General features: G+C 66.4%; 12 protein-coding genes, 1 tRNA gene and 1 pseudogene. 3 read left to right on the top strand and 11 right to left on the bottom strand.

Annotated elements, in window-relative coordinates; translation table 11 throughout:
• Window positions 1-6758, bottom strand: a 6758-nt coding sequence (locus O4G76_RS14900; RefSeq protein ID WP_269398064.1) for a peroxidase family protein, incomplete at its 3' end; no start/stop codon positions are given.
• 300 nt (window positions 6759-7058) lie between these two features.
• On the opposite strand from O4G76_RS14900, the gene O4G76_RS14905 reads away from it, so the two are divergent.
• Window positions 7059-7268, top strand: coding sequence for a hypothetical protein (locus tag O4G76_RS14905; protein ID WP_269398065.1), 210 nt, complete (start codon window positions 7059-7061; stop codon window positions 7266-7268).
• 199 nt (window positions 7269-7467) lie between these two features.
• Here O4G76_RS14905 and O4G76_RS14910 read toward each other — a convergent pair whose 3' ends face one another.
• From O4G76_RS14910 to O4G76_RS14915, 3 genes and pseudogenes are all read right to left on the bottom strand, one after another.
• Window positions 7468-7665 (bottom strand): hypothetical protein, encoded by a 198-nt coding sequence (locus O4G76_RS14910; protein ID WP_269398066.1) that lies wholly within the window; start codon window positions 7663-7665, stop codon window positions 7468-7470.
• A 115-nt stretch (window positions 7666-7780) separates the two neighbouring features.
• Window positions 7781-7897: pseudogene (locus O4G76_RS22055) on the bottom strand (hypothetical protein); the annotation flags it as partial.
• Window positions 7898-7959: 62 nt separating this feature from the next.
• Window positions 7960-8035: transfer RNA gene (locus tag O4G76_RS14915), tRNA-Thr, on the bottom strand.
• 165 nt (window positions 8036-8200) lie between these two features.
• Here O4G76_RS14915 and O4G76_RS14920 point away from each other — a divergent pair.
• Window positions 8201-8917: a response regulator gene (locus tag O4G76_RS14920; protein WP_269398067.1), complete on the top strand. Its 717-nt coding sequence runs from the start codon at window positions 8201-8203 to the stop codon at window positions 8915-8917.
• Window positions 8914-10248, top strand: a complete 1335-nt coding sequence (locus O4G76_RS22060; protein WP_269398068.1) for an ATP-binding protein — start codon at window positions 8914-8916, stop codon at window positions 10246-10248. The genes O4G76_RS14920 and O4G76_RS22060 overlap by 4 nt, the downstream gene beginning before the upstream one ends.
• On the opposite strand, the gene O4G76_RS14930 is transcribed toward O4G76_RS22060, so the two are convergent.
• From O4G76_RS14930 to O4G76_RS14960, 7 genes are read right to left on the bottom strand one after another with little or no spacing between them, the layout of a single operon-like run.
• The gene (locus O4G76_RS14930) at window positions 10245-11657 is read right to left on the bottom strand and encodes an alkaline phosphatase D family protein (RefSeq protein ID WP_269398069.1); all 1413 of its coding nucleotides are present in this window, start codon (window positions 11655-11657) and stop codon (window positions 10245-10247) included. The genes O4G76_RS22060 and O4G76_RS14930 overlap by 4 nt on opposite strands.
• 40 nt (window positions 11658-11697) lie before the next feature.
• A complete protein-coding gene (locus O4G76_RS14935) occupies window positions 11698-12045 on the bottom strand; it encodes a Na+/H+ antiporter subunit G (RefSeq protein WP_269398070.1) in 348 nt (115 codons plus the stop codon).
• 8 nt (window positions 12046-12053) lie between these two features.
• Complete coding sequence (locus O4G76_RS14940; RefSeq protein ID WP_085897496.1) at window positions 12054-12323, bottom strand: K+/H+ antiporter subunit F; 270 nt, start codon at window positions 12321-12323, stop codon at window positions 12054-12056.
• The gene (locus O4G76_RS14945) at window positions 12320-12817 is read right to left on the bottom strand and encodes a Na+/H+ antiporter subunit E (RefSeq protein WP_269398138.1); all 498 of its coding nucleotides are present in this window, start codon (window positions 12815-12817) and stop codon (window positions 12320-12322) included. The genes O4G76_RS14940 and O4G76_RS14945 overlap by 4 nt, the downstream gene beginning before the upstream one ends.
• 5 nt (window positions 12818-12822) lie before the next feature.
• Window positions 12823-14481, bottom strand: a complete 1659-nt coding sequence (locus O4G76_RS14950) for a monovalent cation/H+ antiporter subunit D (RefSeq protein WP_269398071.1) — start codon at window positions 14479-14481, stop codon at window positions 12823-12825.
• Window positions 14478-14852 (bottom strand): Na+/H+ antiporter subunit C, encoded by a 375-nt coding sequence (locus tag O4G76_RS14955; protein WP_269398072.1) that lies wholly within the window; start codon window positions 14850-14852, stop codon window positions 14478-14480. Before O4G76_RS14955 ends, O4G76_RS14950 begins: the two co-directional genes overlap by 4 nt.
• A gap of 1 nt (window position 14853) precedes the next feature.
• Window positions 14854-17736, bottom strand: a complete 2883-nt coding sequence (locus O4G76_RS14960; RefSeq protein ID WP_269398073.1) for a monovalent cation/H+ antiporter subunit A — start codon at window positions 17734-17736, stop codon at window positions 14854-14856.
• Window positions 17737-17813: the final 77 nt, after the last annotated feature.

The following is a 17813-nucleotide window of genomic DNA, read 5'->3' on the forward strand; positions in this document are numbered from 1 at the left end:
CCGGTCGCCCCGGTCAGGGTGACCGTCACCATTTCGTCGCCGTCGTCGACGTCGTCATTGGCGACCGACATGGTCAGCGTGCCGACCCCGTTCGTGAAGCTGACGTCTTGGCTCTGGCCCGTCGCCGTGCCGGTGTCGTAGGTCACCGTCAGGGTGCCGGTGAAGCCGGTGTCGCTCAGGCTCAGCCCGAAGGCGAGGTCGGTGGTCCCGGTGTCGCCGGTCTCGACCTGCATCGGCGCGTTGGTGATCGACAGAAGGACGTCGACAGGCGGGGGCGCCACATCGTCCTCGGTGACCATGCCGGTGGCCATGGCGGTGCCGAGCGTCACCGCCGCACCGGTCCCGGTCGCCCCGGTCAGGGTGACCGTCACCATTTCGTCGCCGTCGTCGACGTCGTCATTGGCGACCGACATGGTCAGCGTGCCGACCCCGTTCGTGAAGTTGACGGTCTGGGTTTGGTTGGTCGCCGTGCCGGTGTCGAAGCTCACCTGCAGAGCGCCGCTGAAGCTGGTGTCGTCCAGGCTCAGGCCGAAGGCGAGATCGGTGGTTCCGGTGTCGCCGCTCTCGGCCATCGTCGGCGCATTGGCGATCGACAGTATGACGGGAACGACGTCGTCCTCGGTGACCGTGCCGCTGGCGGTCGCGGTGCCGAGCGTCGCCACCACGCCGGTGCCGGTGGCCCCGGTCAGGGTGACCCCCACCATCTCGTCGCCGTCGTCGACATCGTCATTGTCGACCGGCACGATCAGCGTGCCGAGGCCATTGACGAAGATGACGTCCTGAGTCTGGGCGGCCGCTGTGCCGACGCTGAAGCTCACCTGCAGAGTGCCGCTGAAGGCGGTGTCGTCCACGCTCAGGTCGAAGGCCAGGTTGGTGGCCCCCGTATCACCGGTCTCGGTCATCATCGGCGCATCGGCGATCGAGAGAACGATGGCCGTGCCGTCGTCTTCGGTGACCATGCCGCTGGCCGTCGTGGCGCCGAGCGCCACCGTCGTGCCGGTACCTGTGGCCCCGGTCAGGGTGACCGCCACCATCTCGGTGCCGTTGGCCAGGTCGTCATTGGGGACCTGCACGTTCAGCGTGCCGATGCCTCCCGTGAAAGTGACGGTTTGGGTCTGACCGGTCGCCGTGCCGGTGTCGAAGCCCACCTGCAGATCGCCGTTGAAGCCGGTATCGTTCAGGTTCAGGCCGAAGGCCAGGGTGGTGGCTCCGGTATCGCCGTTCTCGACCAGCATCGGCGCGTCGGCGATCGAGAGAAGGATGGCAGTGACGTCGTCCTCGGTGACCATGCCGCTGGCGGTGGCGGTGCCGAGCGTCACCGTCGCGCCGATTCCAATGGCCCCGGTCAGGGTGACCACCCTCGTATCGGTGCCGTTGGGCACGTTGTCATTGACGACCGACACGGTCAGCGTGCCGAGCCCGTCGACGAAGTCGACGATCTGGGCCTGACCAGTCACCGCACCGACGTCGAAGCCCACCCGCAGACTGCCGCTGAAGCTCGTGTCGTCCAGGCTCAGGCCGAAGGCCAGGTCGGTGGACCCGGTGTCGCCGGTCTCGATCCGCGTCGGCGCATCCGCAATTGACAGAACGACGTCGACCGGCACCGGAGGATCGCCCTGAATGACCCTTGTCAGATCGGAGAACTCGATCCGCTCGATATTGTGGAGCTGGTCGGATCCCGTGTCGCCGTCATCGGGGTTCATGTCCATGACCGTGAGGGTGCCGGCGGCATTCGTGAAGACGGCGTAGTCGACGGCCGGTCCCGCATAGACGGCGGTGTCGATGTCGCCCGGTTTGCCGCCATCGAGGATCTCGCGCACGATGTAGAGCTCGCTCGGGTTGATCTCGCCCGCCAGCATCCTTTTCTGCAGGTCGCCGACCATGGTGCTCCAGCTCTCGTTGGTGCCATCCCGGGCAATGCGGACATTGATATAGCTGTCGCCGTCAATGATGTCGTCGCCGCCCAAGCCTTCGATCCGGTCGCTGCCGCCACCGCCCAGAATGATGTTGCCGGTGCGGAACTCGGTCACGCCCGTCCCGAGCAACTCCTGCAGCCCGTTGATCCGGGCGATGCCCGCCGCGGTCAGGACGCTGCCCTGCTGGCCGTTGGCGGCCGGCTCGAGCGGTGCCTCCTCGACCACGCCGCCTTCTTCCTCTTCGACGGGCTCGGCTGGCGGGATCGCGCCGAGATCGGTCTCTTCGGAACCGATCAGCACGTCATTGCCATGCGAGCCGGACAGGCCCTCGACCGCTTCGTAGCGATCCAGGGCCGTGTTCTCGTCCGGCGGGATCGGCGTTTCGTCGAAGGCCGGCAGGTTCAGGTCGGCATAGACCGAACTGCGCCCGATGTAGCTGACCCAGTCGAAGCCGGACATGCCCTCGTTGCGGGTGATGCCGACGGCGCTGACCATGATGTCGTCGCCGCCCTCGGCGACGAACTCGTTGAAGCCGTCGCGGCCGAAGAAGACGTCGTGGCCGGCGATGGTGTCGGCGCCGAAGGCATCCGAATTGTCGCCCATCGCGCCGTCCTGGCTGCCGCCCTCGAACCAGTCGTCGCCTTCACCGCCGATCGGCGCCTCGTTGGTGGTGGTGCCGAGGATGAAGTCGTTGCCCGGTCCCGCGAAGACCTCCGAGAAGTCCTCGCCGGTGATGATGAAGTCGGAGCCTCGGCCGCCGATGATCAGGTTCTCGCCCGGGCCGCCATGGATGACGTCGTTACCGTCATTGCCCTTGATGACGTCGTCGCCACCGAGATCGGTGATGATGTCGTCGCCGGCGCCGCCGTCGATGTTGTCGTTGCCATGGCCGCCTTCGATGCGGTCATTGCCGCCGTCGCCCCAGATCGAGTCGTCGCCGATGCCGGCGATCAGGGTGTCATCGTTGTCGGTGCCGCCGAGCACCACGTGGTCGCCGCCGGTGAACTGCAACGAGTTCTCGTTGGCGCGGATCACCAGCTTGTTCACCTGCGGGTCGAAGAGCGACGCCTCGAACGGGTCATCGCTGCCCATCCCGTGGTTGTACTGCTTGGTCTGGTCGACCTCCAGGACGTAGCTCGGCGTCGCGAAGACGTCGATCGGCAGGTGCGTGGCGTCGGTGTTCTCGACGATCATGCTGGCGAAGGAGTTGTTCTCGAGTTCCGCCAGGAAGTTCATGCTCGCCGTGCGCGCCAGGTAGTAGAACCGGTCGCCGTCCTGAAGCGCCTCGAGCTGGGTCTCGAAGATGAAGTTGAAGGTGGAGCCGAGCATGCCGCCGAAGGGCGCGATCGCCTCGGCGAGACCGCCGATCCAGAAATCGACTTTGTCGAGGCCACCCTTGTCGCTGGCATAGCTGCCGGTGGCGTTCAGGAAGGCCTGCCGGTCGAGCGGCGCGCCTTCACCGCCGAAGACCAGCTTCATCGCGGCATCGCGCTTCTCGGCCAGGGTCTGCGCGGCGTCCAAGGTGGCATGGGTGCCATAGGCCGCGATGAAGTTCACGACCGAGGCCGGGTTCTTGATGTTGAGGGTGAAGTCGAACCAGCTGTCATAGGGCTTGAGCTGGGTGTCGCCGGTCATGGTGTAGAACTGCTCCCGCGCCATGTTCAGCGTCGGTATCGCCGTGTCGCGGCCGCGGGCGAGGTTGATCGCCGCAAGATCGAGCGGCAGGCCCAGCAGGTTCGAGCGCAGCGCGTCGGTGACGAACTCGTCGATCTCGTTGCCCACCTGGCGGGTCATGCCGCGCACCACCGCGCCGGCGGCCATGTCGGCATGGATCTCGCCGCCCTTGTTGTACTCGATCGGGTTGAGGAAGGCCTCGATCAGACCGATCTGCTCGGCGTCCTGCGTGCTCCAATCGGTGCCGACCGCGTTGAAGGACGGGTCGAGCCGGTCGATGGTCTCGGTCAGCATCGAGTGACCGAAGCGGTAGACCGTATGCGCGAACTCGGCGAGGATCGACGGGTCGATCGTGGTGTCATAGCCGACCGGGGCCAGGAACACGTCGATCTGCGGCTGCATCTTGCGCGCGAAGTCCTCGAAGACGAGGTGCTGGTACTGCATCTCGGTGCCGAACTTGGCGAGCTGGAACAGCCGCGCGCCATCCCATTGCAGCGTGGAGAAGTCGACGGTCGCAGGATCGGTGCCGTCCGGCAGCTTGACCCGCAGCCACTCGTTGAGGAAGGCGAGATCGGCCGCCGTCTCTTCGGGCGTCCCGCTCTCGTTCACCATGGCCGGCATGATCACCTGGTTGATCGAGTAATCGACCAGACGGTTGTGCTCGGAATGGAAGATGTGATGCACCGCGGTCAGGCCGATATTCTCGTTCACCCGCCCGTCGCCGGCCATGAAGTGCGCGTCCAGCAGTTCGTTGTCGTATTGCTCGTTGATCCCGAAGCCGTTCGCGATCAGCACGCTGTTGGGTATGCCGTCATCGTCCGGCGTGATCTGGATGTCCGGCGTGGCGGGGTTGCGGTCATGGTCGACCGTGCCCGGCACGGCGTTATGGGCGATGTCGACGAGGAAGGCGTGGCCGGTTTTCGCCGCGAACGTCGCGTCCACCCGGGCGTTAGGGTTGCCCTCCATGATCGTGCCATCGGCCATCACCACCTGCGGGAAGCCGTTCGGCCCCATCTCGGCGTTGCCGTAGAGATCGGTGATCAGCGCCGGAACCGCCAGCACGTCGGCATCGTCGAGCTCGATGCCGAGAATGTCGCGGGCCTGTGCCTTGACGTCGGCCCAGGTGGCCATGCCGCCATTGCTGCCGGTGATGAGCTTGCCCGTTTCGACCGGCTTGTTGTTCGCGTCGAGAATCCACTCACGCAGGAACACCTGATGCGAGGGGTGCGAAGAGTAGGTCTGGTTCTGGTCGACATGCGGCGTCGTCTGGTTCTCGGGGTCGATCGACGCGCGGGTCAGTGCCATGAAATTGGTATTGCTGCCCTCGACATAGAGGGGATCGTCGGGCTGCAGCGGCATGTAGATGGTGCCGTTGCCTCCCTTGGTCACGAGATCGAGCCCGTGGTCGAAGAACTGGCCGAACAGCGTCATCCATGAGTTGAAGGGTGCCGAGAGGCCTTCGTCGGGCGCCCGGTTCTCGATGACCAGCCCCCCATTCTCATCGGTCTGAAGGCCGAAATCGTCGAGCAGACCCTGTAGGGCCGCCGCGGTTTCCTCGGGCGTACCTGCCGTGTTGGCGGCGGCCTGCGCGATTGCGAGGTCGTCATTGGCCGCGTCGAGCGCGGCTGTGGCATTATCCGCCGCCACCTGGGCCGTGGCCCGGTCTACATCGGCATCGTTCCTGAGCGTCGTGAGTTCACCGATGTTCGACTGCGCGAGAGCGGGCGCGCCGCTGAAGGCGTCAAGGGCAGACGTGATTGTCGCCGCATCGGCCGGAAGGAAACCGCCTTCTTCGATCCCTTCGATCGCTGTCCGGAGGTCGTTTGCCAGGGCCTCGAGGGCCTGAGCGCCATCTGTGGGGTTGTCGCCAAGCGCGGTCACGACGGCGCCGGCCGCCGTGACGGCACTGCTGGCCGCAGCCATGGCCGCGTCAAAGGCGTTGGTCGCGGCGGTCGTGGCGTCGTTGAAGGCGACCAGATCGGCCTGGTACTGCGTTTCGGCGGCGGCATGGGCGGCTTGCGCGGTGGCCCACTGGTCATGTGCCGTCTCGAACGCCGGGACATCCGGGAAATCGGCGGGAAGGGGCTCGGCGGCGGCATGGGCCTCTTGCGCGTCGACCCACTGGGCATATGCCGTCTCGAACGCCGCGACATCCGGGAAATCGGTGGCAAGGGGCTCGATGGGCGCATCGGCGTCCCACTCGGCAAGTGCCGTATCGTACGCCGTGGAATCCGGGAAATCGGCAGGATCGGGCTCGTTAGCGGCATGGGCCACTTGCGCCTCGACCCACAAGGCATGTGCCGTCTCGAACGCCGCGACACCCGGGAAATCGGTGGCAAGGGGCTCGGGGTCGGTGGGCGCAGCATCGACCCACTGGGCATATGCCGTATTGAAATCGGCCGTGACGACGTAATCCGCTTGCACCGGCTCGGTGAGGGTGAATGGCGGGACCGGAACCGGTTCGCCGGGCATGTCGTTGAGGGCGGTGATCAGGTTCCCGGCCGCAGTCTGGGCGGCGGAGATGGCCGAGGGAACCCCGGTGGCCATGGTCACACCCGCCGTGTAGCTCAGCTGCAGCGCCGTGGCCGCGTTCAGGGCGGCAACGGCAGCCGAGGCATCGGCGCTGGCCCCGGAGACGACCGCCGTGGCGGCCTCGACCTCGGCATTCGCGCCATTGGCGTTCAGCGTGGCCTTGTAGGCGGCACTGATCGCGTTCGTGGCCGCCGTCTGGGCGGTGCCCTCGACGCCTGCGGCCTTCAGCGCCGCGCGAATCGCAGCGGGGTTGGAGACGTCCTGGGTGACGATCAGGTTGGAGATGGTCCGGGGATCGGCGTCGGCGACATCCCCGTTCGTCCCGTAATCGTTGTTGGTGATCGTGCCGCCCGGCCCGAACGACATCATGTCGCCATCTTGCTCGTCGAGGTAGTAGGGCGTGGTCAGACGCGGAAAGGCCTGATCGGCTTGGCCGAAGTCGGTCTGCCCCGCGACGAGGTTGTTCAGGCTGCCATCGACGGTGCGCAAGCCGAAGCTCAGATTGGGCGCGTTGCCGATCAGTTGGAGAAGACTCGTCCGGGGATCGGCGCCGGATTTCATGGCTTCGGTATGTGCCTCTGCGATCTTGATCTGCGCCAGAATGAAATCGAGATCGGATTTGATGTAGTTCGCCATAACAACTCTCCTAAAAAGGCTTTGCCGAAACACGACGAACGGAAAGCCATAATACTCTCAAAAGCCGGCGATCACGCAGAGCACTCCACGCATCCATGAGGATAATGATTTGATAGTGCCGGTCGCATCAATCCAGCAAAGTCCCTAAGGCAAAAGGTGGATCATGATGCGAACGAATTAGATGAATCAACGCGCTAGGAGGGGCTCATAATCATTTTGCCTTAGTTCACATCGGGAGAAACTATCCGCACGGTCTAATGACTAAGTTCTAAGGGGCCCTGCGGCGGGGATCGGCTAGGCATGAGACGTAACGTCAGACAAAAAGACGTTGCATTTTTGGCTTTTTTGTCTTCGTTTTTCGCGCCATCAGTTTACGAAAGCCACCTGATCATTGGTGAGTTTTCAATGGAAAAATATGAATCGCCGGATGGGCCTTCTAGTGCGTTCGGTTCGAAGTATTCCGAAAATGATCGAGCGCTTACCGACAGTTCCGGCGCCGGACGCTATTGAGGTTCTGAGAAAAGATCATGGAAATCCTCAATCGGAACGGAGCCGTGCCCAGTACCCGGCAAAGGATCGACAGCATCGGTATCCGCGACCACCTTAGGGCGGCTAGCCCAAACGTATGATCCGCCCCGGTGCGGGCGCCAATTCGAGGACGATGTGAGCCGTCCGCACAAACGTATTCAGCATGCCGCCTTGTCGACCGCTACCAAGTCTTGTTGCCGCGCGCATCGATGACGTAGCCACCGGCCCGTTCTGCCGCCTGAAGGAAGCTGATGCCCTTCCCATCGCCCTTGAGGCGAAGAGACGTCACTACATCCTCGGAGAGGCTCATGCAGTCGGCGTTGACGTTGCTGCCCCCCGATGGCTGCAGTTCCGGACCGGCAACACCCATCCGCAGCATGTGCTTGCCCGGCAGATCTACGTCCCGACAACGCAGGTGCTATCAGAATTCGTCTACCTGGTTCGCAGGTCGCACGGCTCTGGCTGCCGCTACTCGGGCTGACCTTCGTACGCAGCGAATACGAGATCTTTGGTGAGGAATAGTGACGCCTTAGCTCCACCGGCACGTGCCTACGGAAGCGGAAGATGCCGTCTTTGGTGAAAGTGTGAGGTGCGGAAATGTACTCCGACATGTGCTACGCCTTGGCTTGATCCGATCGAAAGCCGAGGCGAAACAGTATGTTGGAGGATCTTGTGGTGCCGGCAGAGGGACTCGAACCCCCGACCCCCTGATTACAAATCAGACGCTCTACCAGCTGAGCTATGCCGGCCCCAGGGCCCGATGTAGCCAGACCGCGCGAGGGAGGCAAGCGGCTTGGCGGTGGCGCGTGTTACATCCGGCGACAAAACTTCACGTTCTCGCAAGGGGCAGGTGCTGGCCTTAAGGGGCACGCGCGCCCTAGAAGGGAAGCCGCCAGTCCGCAGGAGACCCGCCCATGACCGAGACCGCAGAGCAGATCCTCGTCGTCGACGACGCGCGCGATATCCGTGAGCCGCTGGGCCAGTATCTCAAGAAGCAGGGCTACCGCGTCCGCCTCGCTGCCAGCGCCGCCGATGCGCGCGGTATCGTCGAGACGGCGCGGATCGGTCTCGTCGTGCTCGACGTGATGATGCCGGGCGAGGACGGGCTGAGCCTGTGCCGCTGGCTGGTGGCGCGGGGTGGGCCGCCGGTGATCCTGCTCACCGCGATGGCCGACGAGACGGACCGCATCGTCGGGCTGGAGCTCGGCGCCGATGATTACGTGACCAAGCCCTTCAACCCGCGTGAATTGCTGGCGCGCATCCGCGCCGTGTTGCGCCGGGCGCCGCCGGCGGCACCGACGCTCGACACCACGCGCCGCAGCTTCGCGGGCTGGACCCATGATCCGGCGACCAAGTCGCTGCGGCACGAGGATGGGCGCGCGGCCGAGCTGACCTCGGGCGAAAGCCGGCTGCTGGCGCTGTTTCTGGACTCGCCGCGCACGGTGCTCGATCGGGCGCGGCTGCTCGACCTGATGGCGGGGCGCGAGGCCAAGGCCTATGATCGCGCGATCGACAACCAGATCAGCCGGTTGCGGCGCAAGATCGAGGACGACCCAAAGCAGCCGCGCCTGATCGTCACCGAATGGGGCGGCGGTTACCTGCTGGCCGCAGATGTCGAGGTGGCCCCGTGATCAAGAGGCTGTTGCCCGCGGGGCTGGCCGCGCGCTTTGCCCTGCTGCTCGCGGCGGCACTGGTGACGGCCAATCTCGTGGCACTGGGGCTTCTGGCCTTCGAGCGCGACCGGCTCGACCGCGAGGCGGGGGCCGCGCGGGAGCTGGAGCGGATCGTGGCGCTGGTGCCGGCGATGGAGGCCCTGCCGCCGCGGGCGCGACAGCAACTGGCACGCCAGGCCTCGACCCGGCTCGCGCGAATTTCGGTCGAGCCGGTGCCGGCCGTCGCGGCGCCAGCGCGCAGTGGTCGGGCCGGGGCACTTGAGGCGCGGATCGGCGCGGCGCTCGAGGAGCGCGAGGTGCGCGTCGCGATTTCGGAGCGCGCCGCTTCCGGGCGTAGTTCCGCTGGCCATGCCGCACCGCGCGGCGGAACCATCGCCGTGTCGATCGCTCTGCAGGCGGAGGGTCCGGTTTGGCTCAACGTCACGGCGGCGGGGCTGCGGCCACCCGACGGGGTCCGGGGCGAAGTCTTCATGCTGGTGCTCGGCCTGTCGCTGCTTACCGTGCTTGCGGTGGGGCTGTGGTTCGTGCGCCAGCTTACCCGTCCGCTGGCCGCTTTGGCCGAGGCGGCGCATGCCGCGGGTCGCGGCGATCGCGGCGTGCGGGTGCCTGAGACCGGTGCCCGCGAGATGCGGGCGGCCGCAGCGGCCTTCAACGACATGCAGGGGCGGATCGCCCGGTTCGAAGCCGAGCGGACCCGTACCCTCGCCGCTGTAGGGCACGATCTGCGCACGCCGATCACCAGCCTGCGTATTCGTGCCGAGATGCTCGACGAGGAGGAGGGGGAGCCGATGATCCGCACCCTCGACGAGATGGCGGTGATGGCCGAGGGGCTCGTGACCTTCGCCAAGAGCGGCCATGAGGCCGAACCCAGTGGCAGGATCGATCTGGCAGTGCTGCTGCCACGCCTTTGTGAGGAGCGCGGTGCACGGTTCGAGGGCGGTGGGGCTCCGCCGGTGAGCGGCCGCCCCGTGGCGCTGTCGCGGGCCTTCGGCAACTTGGTCGACAATGCGATCCGCTATGGCGGCTCGGCAAGGGTGCGGCTGATGCAGGAGGACGGCATGGCGGTGGTGCGCGTTGTGGATGAGGGGCCGGGCATCCCCGAGGCACGCCTCGAGGGCATGTTCGAGCCATTCGTACGGGGCGAGGACAGTCGCAGTCTCGACACCGGCGGGGCCGGGCTCGGCCTGTCGATCACCCGCACCATCATCCGCGCCCATGGTGGCGAGATCCGCCTGTCGAACCGCCCGGAGGGGGGGCTCGAGGCGCGTGTCGAACTGCCTGCGGGCTAGATCGGCAGCGGCGGGGTCTTGCCGCTCTCCTCAAGATGCCAGACCGCGCTCCATGCGCCGCCGCGCCGTTCCAGCGTCAGGAAATTGCGCTCGGCCACGTAGCGCCGTCGCATCCCCGGCAGCGGCAGGATGCGGATCGGGTGACCCGAAAGCGGCCCTTCGCCGAGGCTGCCGAGCCAGCCGAGGCCGCGCGCATAGCCCTTGGGGGGCGCGCGATGGGCGATGCCGGAGGCAACGAGTTGATGGACGGCGCCGGGCTCGGCGGCCATCTCGGCCCGGGTGGCGAGGTGGATCTCACCCGAGAGCACCGTCACCGGGCCCCGCGCGCGCAGGTTCAGCACCGCGCGCAGCGCCCGCCGCCAATCGGCGCGATGCGCCCGACTCTGCCACTGGTCGCGCAGATCGTCCTCGTATTTCTGCATGCCGGGCCAGAGCCACATCACCGCCTCGACCAGCGACAGCCGGGGCCCCAGCATCGGCACAGAAGAGACGATGAAGGTACGCGCGGGTTCGGGTACCGGTGATTCCAATAGTCGCCAGCCTGCTTCGCCCATCACCCGCCTGCGGCGGCGCTCGGAACGCAGGTCGGGGGCCATCAGCGTGACGCCCGGCAGGCTGCGGCGCCAACCGAGCTGGGCGCCGGTCGGATCGGTGAAGATCTCCGGAATGTCGGCCTCGACCGCGCCGTGCTGGAACAGCAGGTACATCTCGCGCGCCACCCGGAACAGCGTCTGGCCCACGGCGCTGTCGGTGGCCTCACTGGGAAGAGATCCCCAGCCGTCGCAGATGTCGTGATCGTCCCAGATCGCCAGCGTCGGAACCCGTGCGGCGAGGGCACCGAAGGCGGGCCCGGCGAAGCCGCGCATGTAGCGCGCGACGAAGCCCCGGCGCAGATGCCCCGCCAGCCCTTCGAGATCGGCCGCACTCGTCCCCTCGGGCAGATCCTCGGGCCAGCCATCGCTGAGCGGATGGCCCTGCGTCACCTCGTCGGCATAGATCTGGTCGCCACCCTGCAGCAGCGCCGCGAAGGGCTGGACCTCGTGCTCGGCGCGCATCCTTTCCCACATCGCGTCGCGCTCGGCCGGATCGCGATCCATGTCGCCATTCTCCTCGCCGTTGCAGGAGAGGAAGGCGAACCTCAGATCGCCCGAGAGATCGGTTTCGACAGGGTAGTCGCGATCTTCGAAGCGGTAGCCGCGATCGGTGTTGTCGAGCCTGAAGTCGAAACGCCAGACCGCGAGCCCCTCCAGCGTGGCGATGCGGTGCGGCTGGTGCTCGGTGGCGCCGGCCCGCAGTGTTCCGCAAGCCTCGCCCTCGGGTCGAATGAGGATCGCAGCAAGGCGCAGGCCGTCGGAGTCGTGGCCCCGCAGATGCAGGATCGGGCCGGCATGGCGAGGGGCAGGGCTCATGGTCACGGCGTGGCTCCTCGAGCCCGGTCGACGCCGGGCGCTATTGCTCGGCGTAGGTCGCCCAGTTCTTTTCCTCGGGCGGCGGAGGAAGCTCCTTGCCGCCGCGCTGCCGATGCAGATGGACCTTGGCGATGAAATTTCCAGAGATCGGCGCGGTGACGAAGAGGAAGGCCATCACTAGGAGCTCGTGCAGCGAGGCGTCGCCCGAGGCAAAGGCATGGATCATTGAAGCCAGCAGCAGCGAACCCACCCCCAGAGTCGAGGCCTTGGTCGGGGCGTGCAGCCGCTTCATCGGCTGATCGAGCTTCAGGAGCCCGTAGGAGCCGATCAGCGTGAAGGCGGCGCCGATGATCAGCAGCGCGGCCACGAGGATCTCTAGCAGCATCATCCCCCCGGTCATTCGATGATGTCCCCGCGCAGCACGAAGCGCGCCAGCGCCACGGTGGAGACGAAGCCCAGCATGGCGAAGATCAGCGCGCTCTCGAAGTAGATCTGGGTGCCCAGATAAAGCCCGAGCAGTATGATCAGGCCGATGGCGTTGATCACCATCGTGTCGAGCGCGAGGATGCGGTCGCCGGTATGCGGGCCGATCACCAGCCGGATCATGGCGAGGATCTGCGCCAGCCCGAGCGCGCCGATGGCGATGAAGAGGGCGGTGTCGATCATTCGAAAATCTCCTTCAACCGGCGCTCGTAGCGGGTCTTGATGTCGTCGCGCACCGCCTCCGGGTCGGGCGCGTCGAGCGCATGGACCAGCAGCGCGTGCCCGTCCGCCGAGAGATCGGCGCTGACGGTGCCGGGGGTCAGGGTGATCGTTCCCGCCAGCATCGCGATCGCTTCGGGGGTGCGGATTTCGAGCGGGATCACCACCCAGTTGGGCGCCATGTCCTCGTTGCGCTTGAACAGCACGATCATCGCCACCTGCACGTTGGCGACCAAGATGTCCCAGATCACCATGAGGAGGTAGGAGACGAGGCGTCCCGGCCTGCCGATCTTGGGGCGGTCCGGCCAGAAGGCGCGGGTCGCCATCGGGATCACGATCCCGAGCAGCGCGCCGAAGACGACGGTGCCGAGGCTGAGATCGTTGATCAGCAGGCACCACACCAGCACCAGCAGCGCCGAGAGCAGCGGGTGCGGTAACAGCTTTCGGGTCAGACGCATCGACATCAGTGATCCTCCCCGGCGTCAGCGGCGGCTTCGCCTCCGTGGTCGTCCTCGCCCGCATGCGGATCATCCTTGATCTGCTTGCCGGGCGTGGTCAGCACCAGCTCGATATAGGGTTCGGGCGAGAAGAGCTGCGCCGCCGTCGCGGACAGGGTCCGGTTGACCGGCCCGGCAAAGACGGTAAGCGCCACCAGCATCGCGATCAGCCCGCCGATCGCGATCATCGGCAGAACCGGGCGCGGCACCAGCGGTCCACGGGTCGAGCCGGGCTGCGCTGTATCGTCCTCGACCTCAGGTGCGGTTTCGCAATCGATCGGCTCGATGTCCGGGCCCTCCTGATGTGCCTTCCAGAAGACGAGCGAGCCCGCGCGTGAAAAGCCCACCACCGCGACGAGCGAGCCCGTGAGCACCACCGTCCAGACCCACCAGACCAGCGGGCTGGAGCCCGCGGCGTCGAGGATCAGCAGCTTGCCGAGAAAACCCGAGAGCGGCGGCAGGCCGGTCATGGCGATCGCCGCCACGAAGAACATGCCCGCCAGCAGCGCGCCGCCTTCGATCGGCTGGGCATGCACCAGCAGCGGTCCGGCTGCGCCGCGCCGGTCGCGGATCTGGTCGACGAGCAGGAACAGGGCCGCCGTCGCGAAGGTCGAGTGGATCGCATAGTAGAGCGCGGCGGCGATGCCGTCGGGGGTGAAGACCGACACGGCGCTGAGCAAGAGCCCCATCGAGCCGATCACCGAAAACGCCACCAGCCGGTCGATGCGGCGCGCGCCCAGCACGCCGATCATGCCGAGCGCGAGCGTCAGCAGCGCCGCCGGCATCAGCCAGACGTCGAAGAGACCTTGGGTGATCTCGAGATCGAGCGGGAACACCAGCGTGTAGACGCGGATGATGCCGTAGGCGCCGACCTTGGTCATGATCGCGAAGAGCGCGGCCACGGGGGCAGGGGCATAGGCATAGCTGTCGGGCAGCCAGAAATGCAGCGGCAGCACAGCGGCCTTGATCGCGAAGACCATCAGCAGCAGCACCGCCGCGACGCGAATGCCGGCCGAAGCCCCGGCGTCGAGCTCGGCCACGCGGCCCGCCAGATCGGCCATGTTGAGCGTGCCGGTCTGGGCGTAGATCGTGCCCAGGGCAAAGAGGAAGAGCGTGGAGCCGAGGAGGTTGTAGAGCACGTATTGCGTGCCCGCGCGCAGCCGGTCCTTGCCGCCCGCATGGATCATCAGACCATAGGAGGCGATGAGCAGAACCTCGAAGAAAACGAAGAGGTTGAAGGCGTCGCCGGTGAGGAAGGCACCGAGGATGCCCATCAGCTGAAACTGGAACAGCGGGTGGAAATGCCGCCCCCGCCCGTCCCAGCCCGAGCCCATGGCGTAGAGCAGCACCAGGGGCGCGAGCAGCGCGGTCAGCAGCACCATCAGCGTCGAAAGCCGGTCCGCCACCAGCACGATGCCGAATGGCGCGGGCCAGTTGCCGAGCTGGTAGAGCGTGATCGTGCCATCGGAGGCCTGCCAGAACATGCCGATGGCAATGGCGGTGATCGCCAGGGTTCCCGCCATTGAAAGCGCACGCTGCACCACGAGGTGTTCGCGCACCATCAGCACGAGGATCGCCGCCAGCAGCGCCGGCAGCACGATGGGGGTGATGATCCAGTGGCTCATCGTGCACCTCCTTCGGTCACAGAGGGTGCGTTGGTGTCGTCCTCGGTGAGCGCGGGCCGTTCGACCCGGTCGTCATCGGACGAGAGCCAGCTGCCCAGCGCGATCATCACCACCACGGCGGTCATCCCGAAGGAGATAACGATGGCGGTCAGGACCAGCGCCTGCGGCAGCGGATCGGTATAGCGCTCGGCACCGTCCCGCAGAACCGGTGGCGCATCCATCGCCAGCCGCCCCGAAGCGAAGAGAAAGACGTTGACGGCATAGCTCAGCAGCGACGTGCCGATGATGACGGGGAAGGTTCGCAGGCGCAGCACCAGGTAGATGCCGGCGGCGGTCAGGACGCCGACGGCCGACGCGATCAGTAGTTCCATCTCAGCTGCCCTCGCGCTTTGCATCCACGACCGGATCGAGCTCCTCGCCGCGCGACGGATCGATGTCCATCGCGTGATCGGAGGTCTCGGTGCCGGCCCTGTAACCCAGTCGCGAGAAACTTTCGAGCGATAGCATCACCGCGCCGAGCACGGCGAGGAACACGCCGAGGTCGAAGCCCATGGCGGTGGCCAGCTCGAACTCCTCCATCGGCGGGATCCGGAAATAGCCGAAGGCCGAGGTCAGGAAGGGCTGTCCGACGAACCAGGCGCCGATGCCGGTGAGACCGGCCACGAAGACGCCGGCGCCGATGATCCCGTGATAGGGGTAGCGCTGGCGCCGCGCCGCCCAGGCGAAGCCCGAGGCCATGTATTGCGTCACCACGGCGATCGCGACCACGAGGCCCGCGACGAAGCCGCCGCCGGGATCGTTGTGGCCGCGCAGGAAGATGTAGACGCCGACCATCAGGATCAGAGGCATCATCACCCGCGTCAGCACCACCATCATCAGCGGGTGGGCGTCGCCGGCCTGCGGTTCCTCGTGCCCGCGGTTCAACAGCTTGCGGCGCACCTTGCCCGAAAGCAGGGTTTCGGTCAGCGCGTAGATCACCAGCGCGGCGATGCCGAGCACGATGATCTCGCCGAAGGTGTCGAAGCCCCGGAAGTCGACCAGGATCACGTTGACCACGTTGTCTCCGCCGCCGCCCTTGTAGGAGTTGGCGAGGTGGTAGTCCGAGATCGGCGCGATCGGGAACTCGGTCGAGAGAATGGACCAGATCAGACCCGCCGCGGCGATGCCGCCGGCCCCGGCGATGATCGCGTCGCGGGTGCGCCGCGCCGCTCCGGATTCGTTGGGCGTGGTATTGGGCAGGAAGTTCAGCGCCAGCAACAGCAGGATGATCGTCACCACCTCGACCGAGATCTGCGTGAGCGCGAGATCGGGGGCGGAGAAATGGTTGAAGCCGACGGAGACCATCAGGCCGATGACCCCCATGAGCATCAGCACCGCCAGACGGTTGCGATGCACCGCCACGAGGAAACCGGTGGCGGCGATCAGCATCGCCCATGCCGCTATGGCGATGGGCGTGACGGGCAGGAGCGGGCGCCGGATCTCGGCGCCGGTCGTGCCCGAGAACCATGCATGCGCGCCGACCGCCACCACGGTCAGCACCATGATCGCGGCATAGCGGGTGAAGGCCCCGTCATGCAGGCCACGCGTCACCGGGCGCGCCAGCGCGACGCAGCCCGCGATGATCCGGTCGAAGATGTCCTTGGCCTCTGGCCGCCGCGCCGCTTCCCAGATCCGCGACAGCGGCGCGAAGCCCATCAGCAGCAGCGCGCCGCCGATCACCGCGATCGCCGACATGAACAGCGCCGGGGTCAGGCCGTGCCAGAGCTTGAGATGGGCGTCGGGCAGTTCGGCGGCCGAGCCGATCACCGCGCCGGTGACGAGCTTCACGAAGGGCTCGGCCAGCGCCGGGAACAGGCCGATCACCACGACGGGGATGATCAGCAGCGCCGGCGGCAGCCACATGCCGGGGTTCGGATCATGCGGATGCGCCGGGTAATCGTCGCGTTCGGCGCCCAAGAAGGTATGGGCGATCAACCGGAAGGAATAGGCGGCCGAGAACAGCGCCCCCAGCGTCGCCACGATCGTGACCAGCATCGGCATGCCGAACAGCGTCGTATGCGCGGCCTCCTCGAGCATCATTTCCTTCGACAGGAAACCGTTGAGCAGCGGAATGCCCGCCATCGACAGGCCTGCCAAGGTTGCGATGGCAAACGAGATCGGCATCAGGCGTCGCAGCCCGCCCAGCCTTCGCATATCGCGGGTATGAACGCCGTGATCGACGATGCCGGCGGTCATGAAGAGCGCGGCCTTGAAGCTTGCATGGTTGAGGATGTGGAACACCGCCGCCATCGCGCCGAAGGCCGTGCCGGTGCCCAGCAGGAAGGTGATCAGTCCCAGATGCGACACGGTCGAAAAGGCCAGCAGCGCCTTCAGATCGTGCTTGAAGATCGCGATGAAGGCGCCGAGCACCATGGTCACGAGGCCGGCCGTCGTGACGATGTAGAACCACTCCTCGGTACCCGCGAGCACCGGCCAGAGCCGCGCCAGCAGGAACAGCCCGGCCTTCACCATGGTGGCCGAGTGCAGGTAGGCCGAGACCGGGGTCGGGGCCGCCATCGCGTGCGGCAGCCAGAAATGGAACGGGAACTGCGCCGATTTGGTGAAGCAGCCCAGCAGGATCAGCAGCAGGGCCGGGACATAGAGCGGCGAGGCCTGTACCACGTCGCGTTGTTCGAGGATGACGCTCAGGTCGTAGCTGCCGACGATCTGGCCCAGAAGCAGCATGCCGCCGATCAGCGCCAGCCCGCCCATGCCGGTCACGGCGAGCGCCATGCGCGCGCCTTGGCGGCCTTCGGGCAGGTGTTTCCAGAACCCGATGAGCAGGAAGGAGGAGAGCGAGGTCAGCTCCCAGAAGATCAGCAGGAGCAGGATGTTGTCGGAAATCACGATGCCCACCATCGCGCCCTGGAACAGCAGCAGGTAGCTGAAGAACTCGCCCATGTTGTCGTCGCGCGACAGGTAGTGGCGCGCATAGGCGATGATCAGCAGCCCGATCCCGAGGATCAGCGCCGCGAACATGAAGCCCAGCGGGTCGAGGAACAGGTTCACGTTGAGCCCCAGCCCCGGCATCCAGTCGAGCCGGGCCGAGACCGTCTCGCCCCGCAGCACGGCGGGCAGATGCGTGAGCAGCCCCACCGCGGCCGAGGCCGTGACGAGGAAGGTGGCGGTGAAACAGGCCTGGCGACCGGCCCGGATCATAAGACCGGGCAGCAGCGCGCCGAGGAACGGGAGGAGGGCGATGATGAATAGCGACATGGCGCGCACTATCGCGGAGACGAAGCGCGGCGACCAGACTCGGGCAGAAATTTACGACGCCCCGGGGTGCTTTATTC

Origin of the sequence: Limimaricola sp. G21655-S1 (assembly GCF_027213785.1) — a bacterium.
GTDB lineage: Bacteria > Pseudomonadota > Alphaproteobacteria > Rhodobacterales > Rhodobacteraceae > Limimaricola.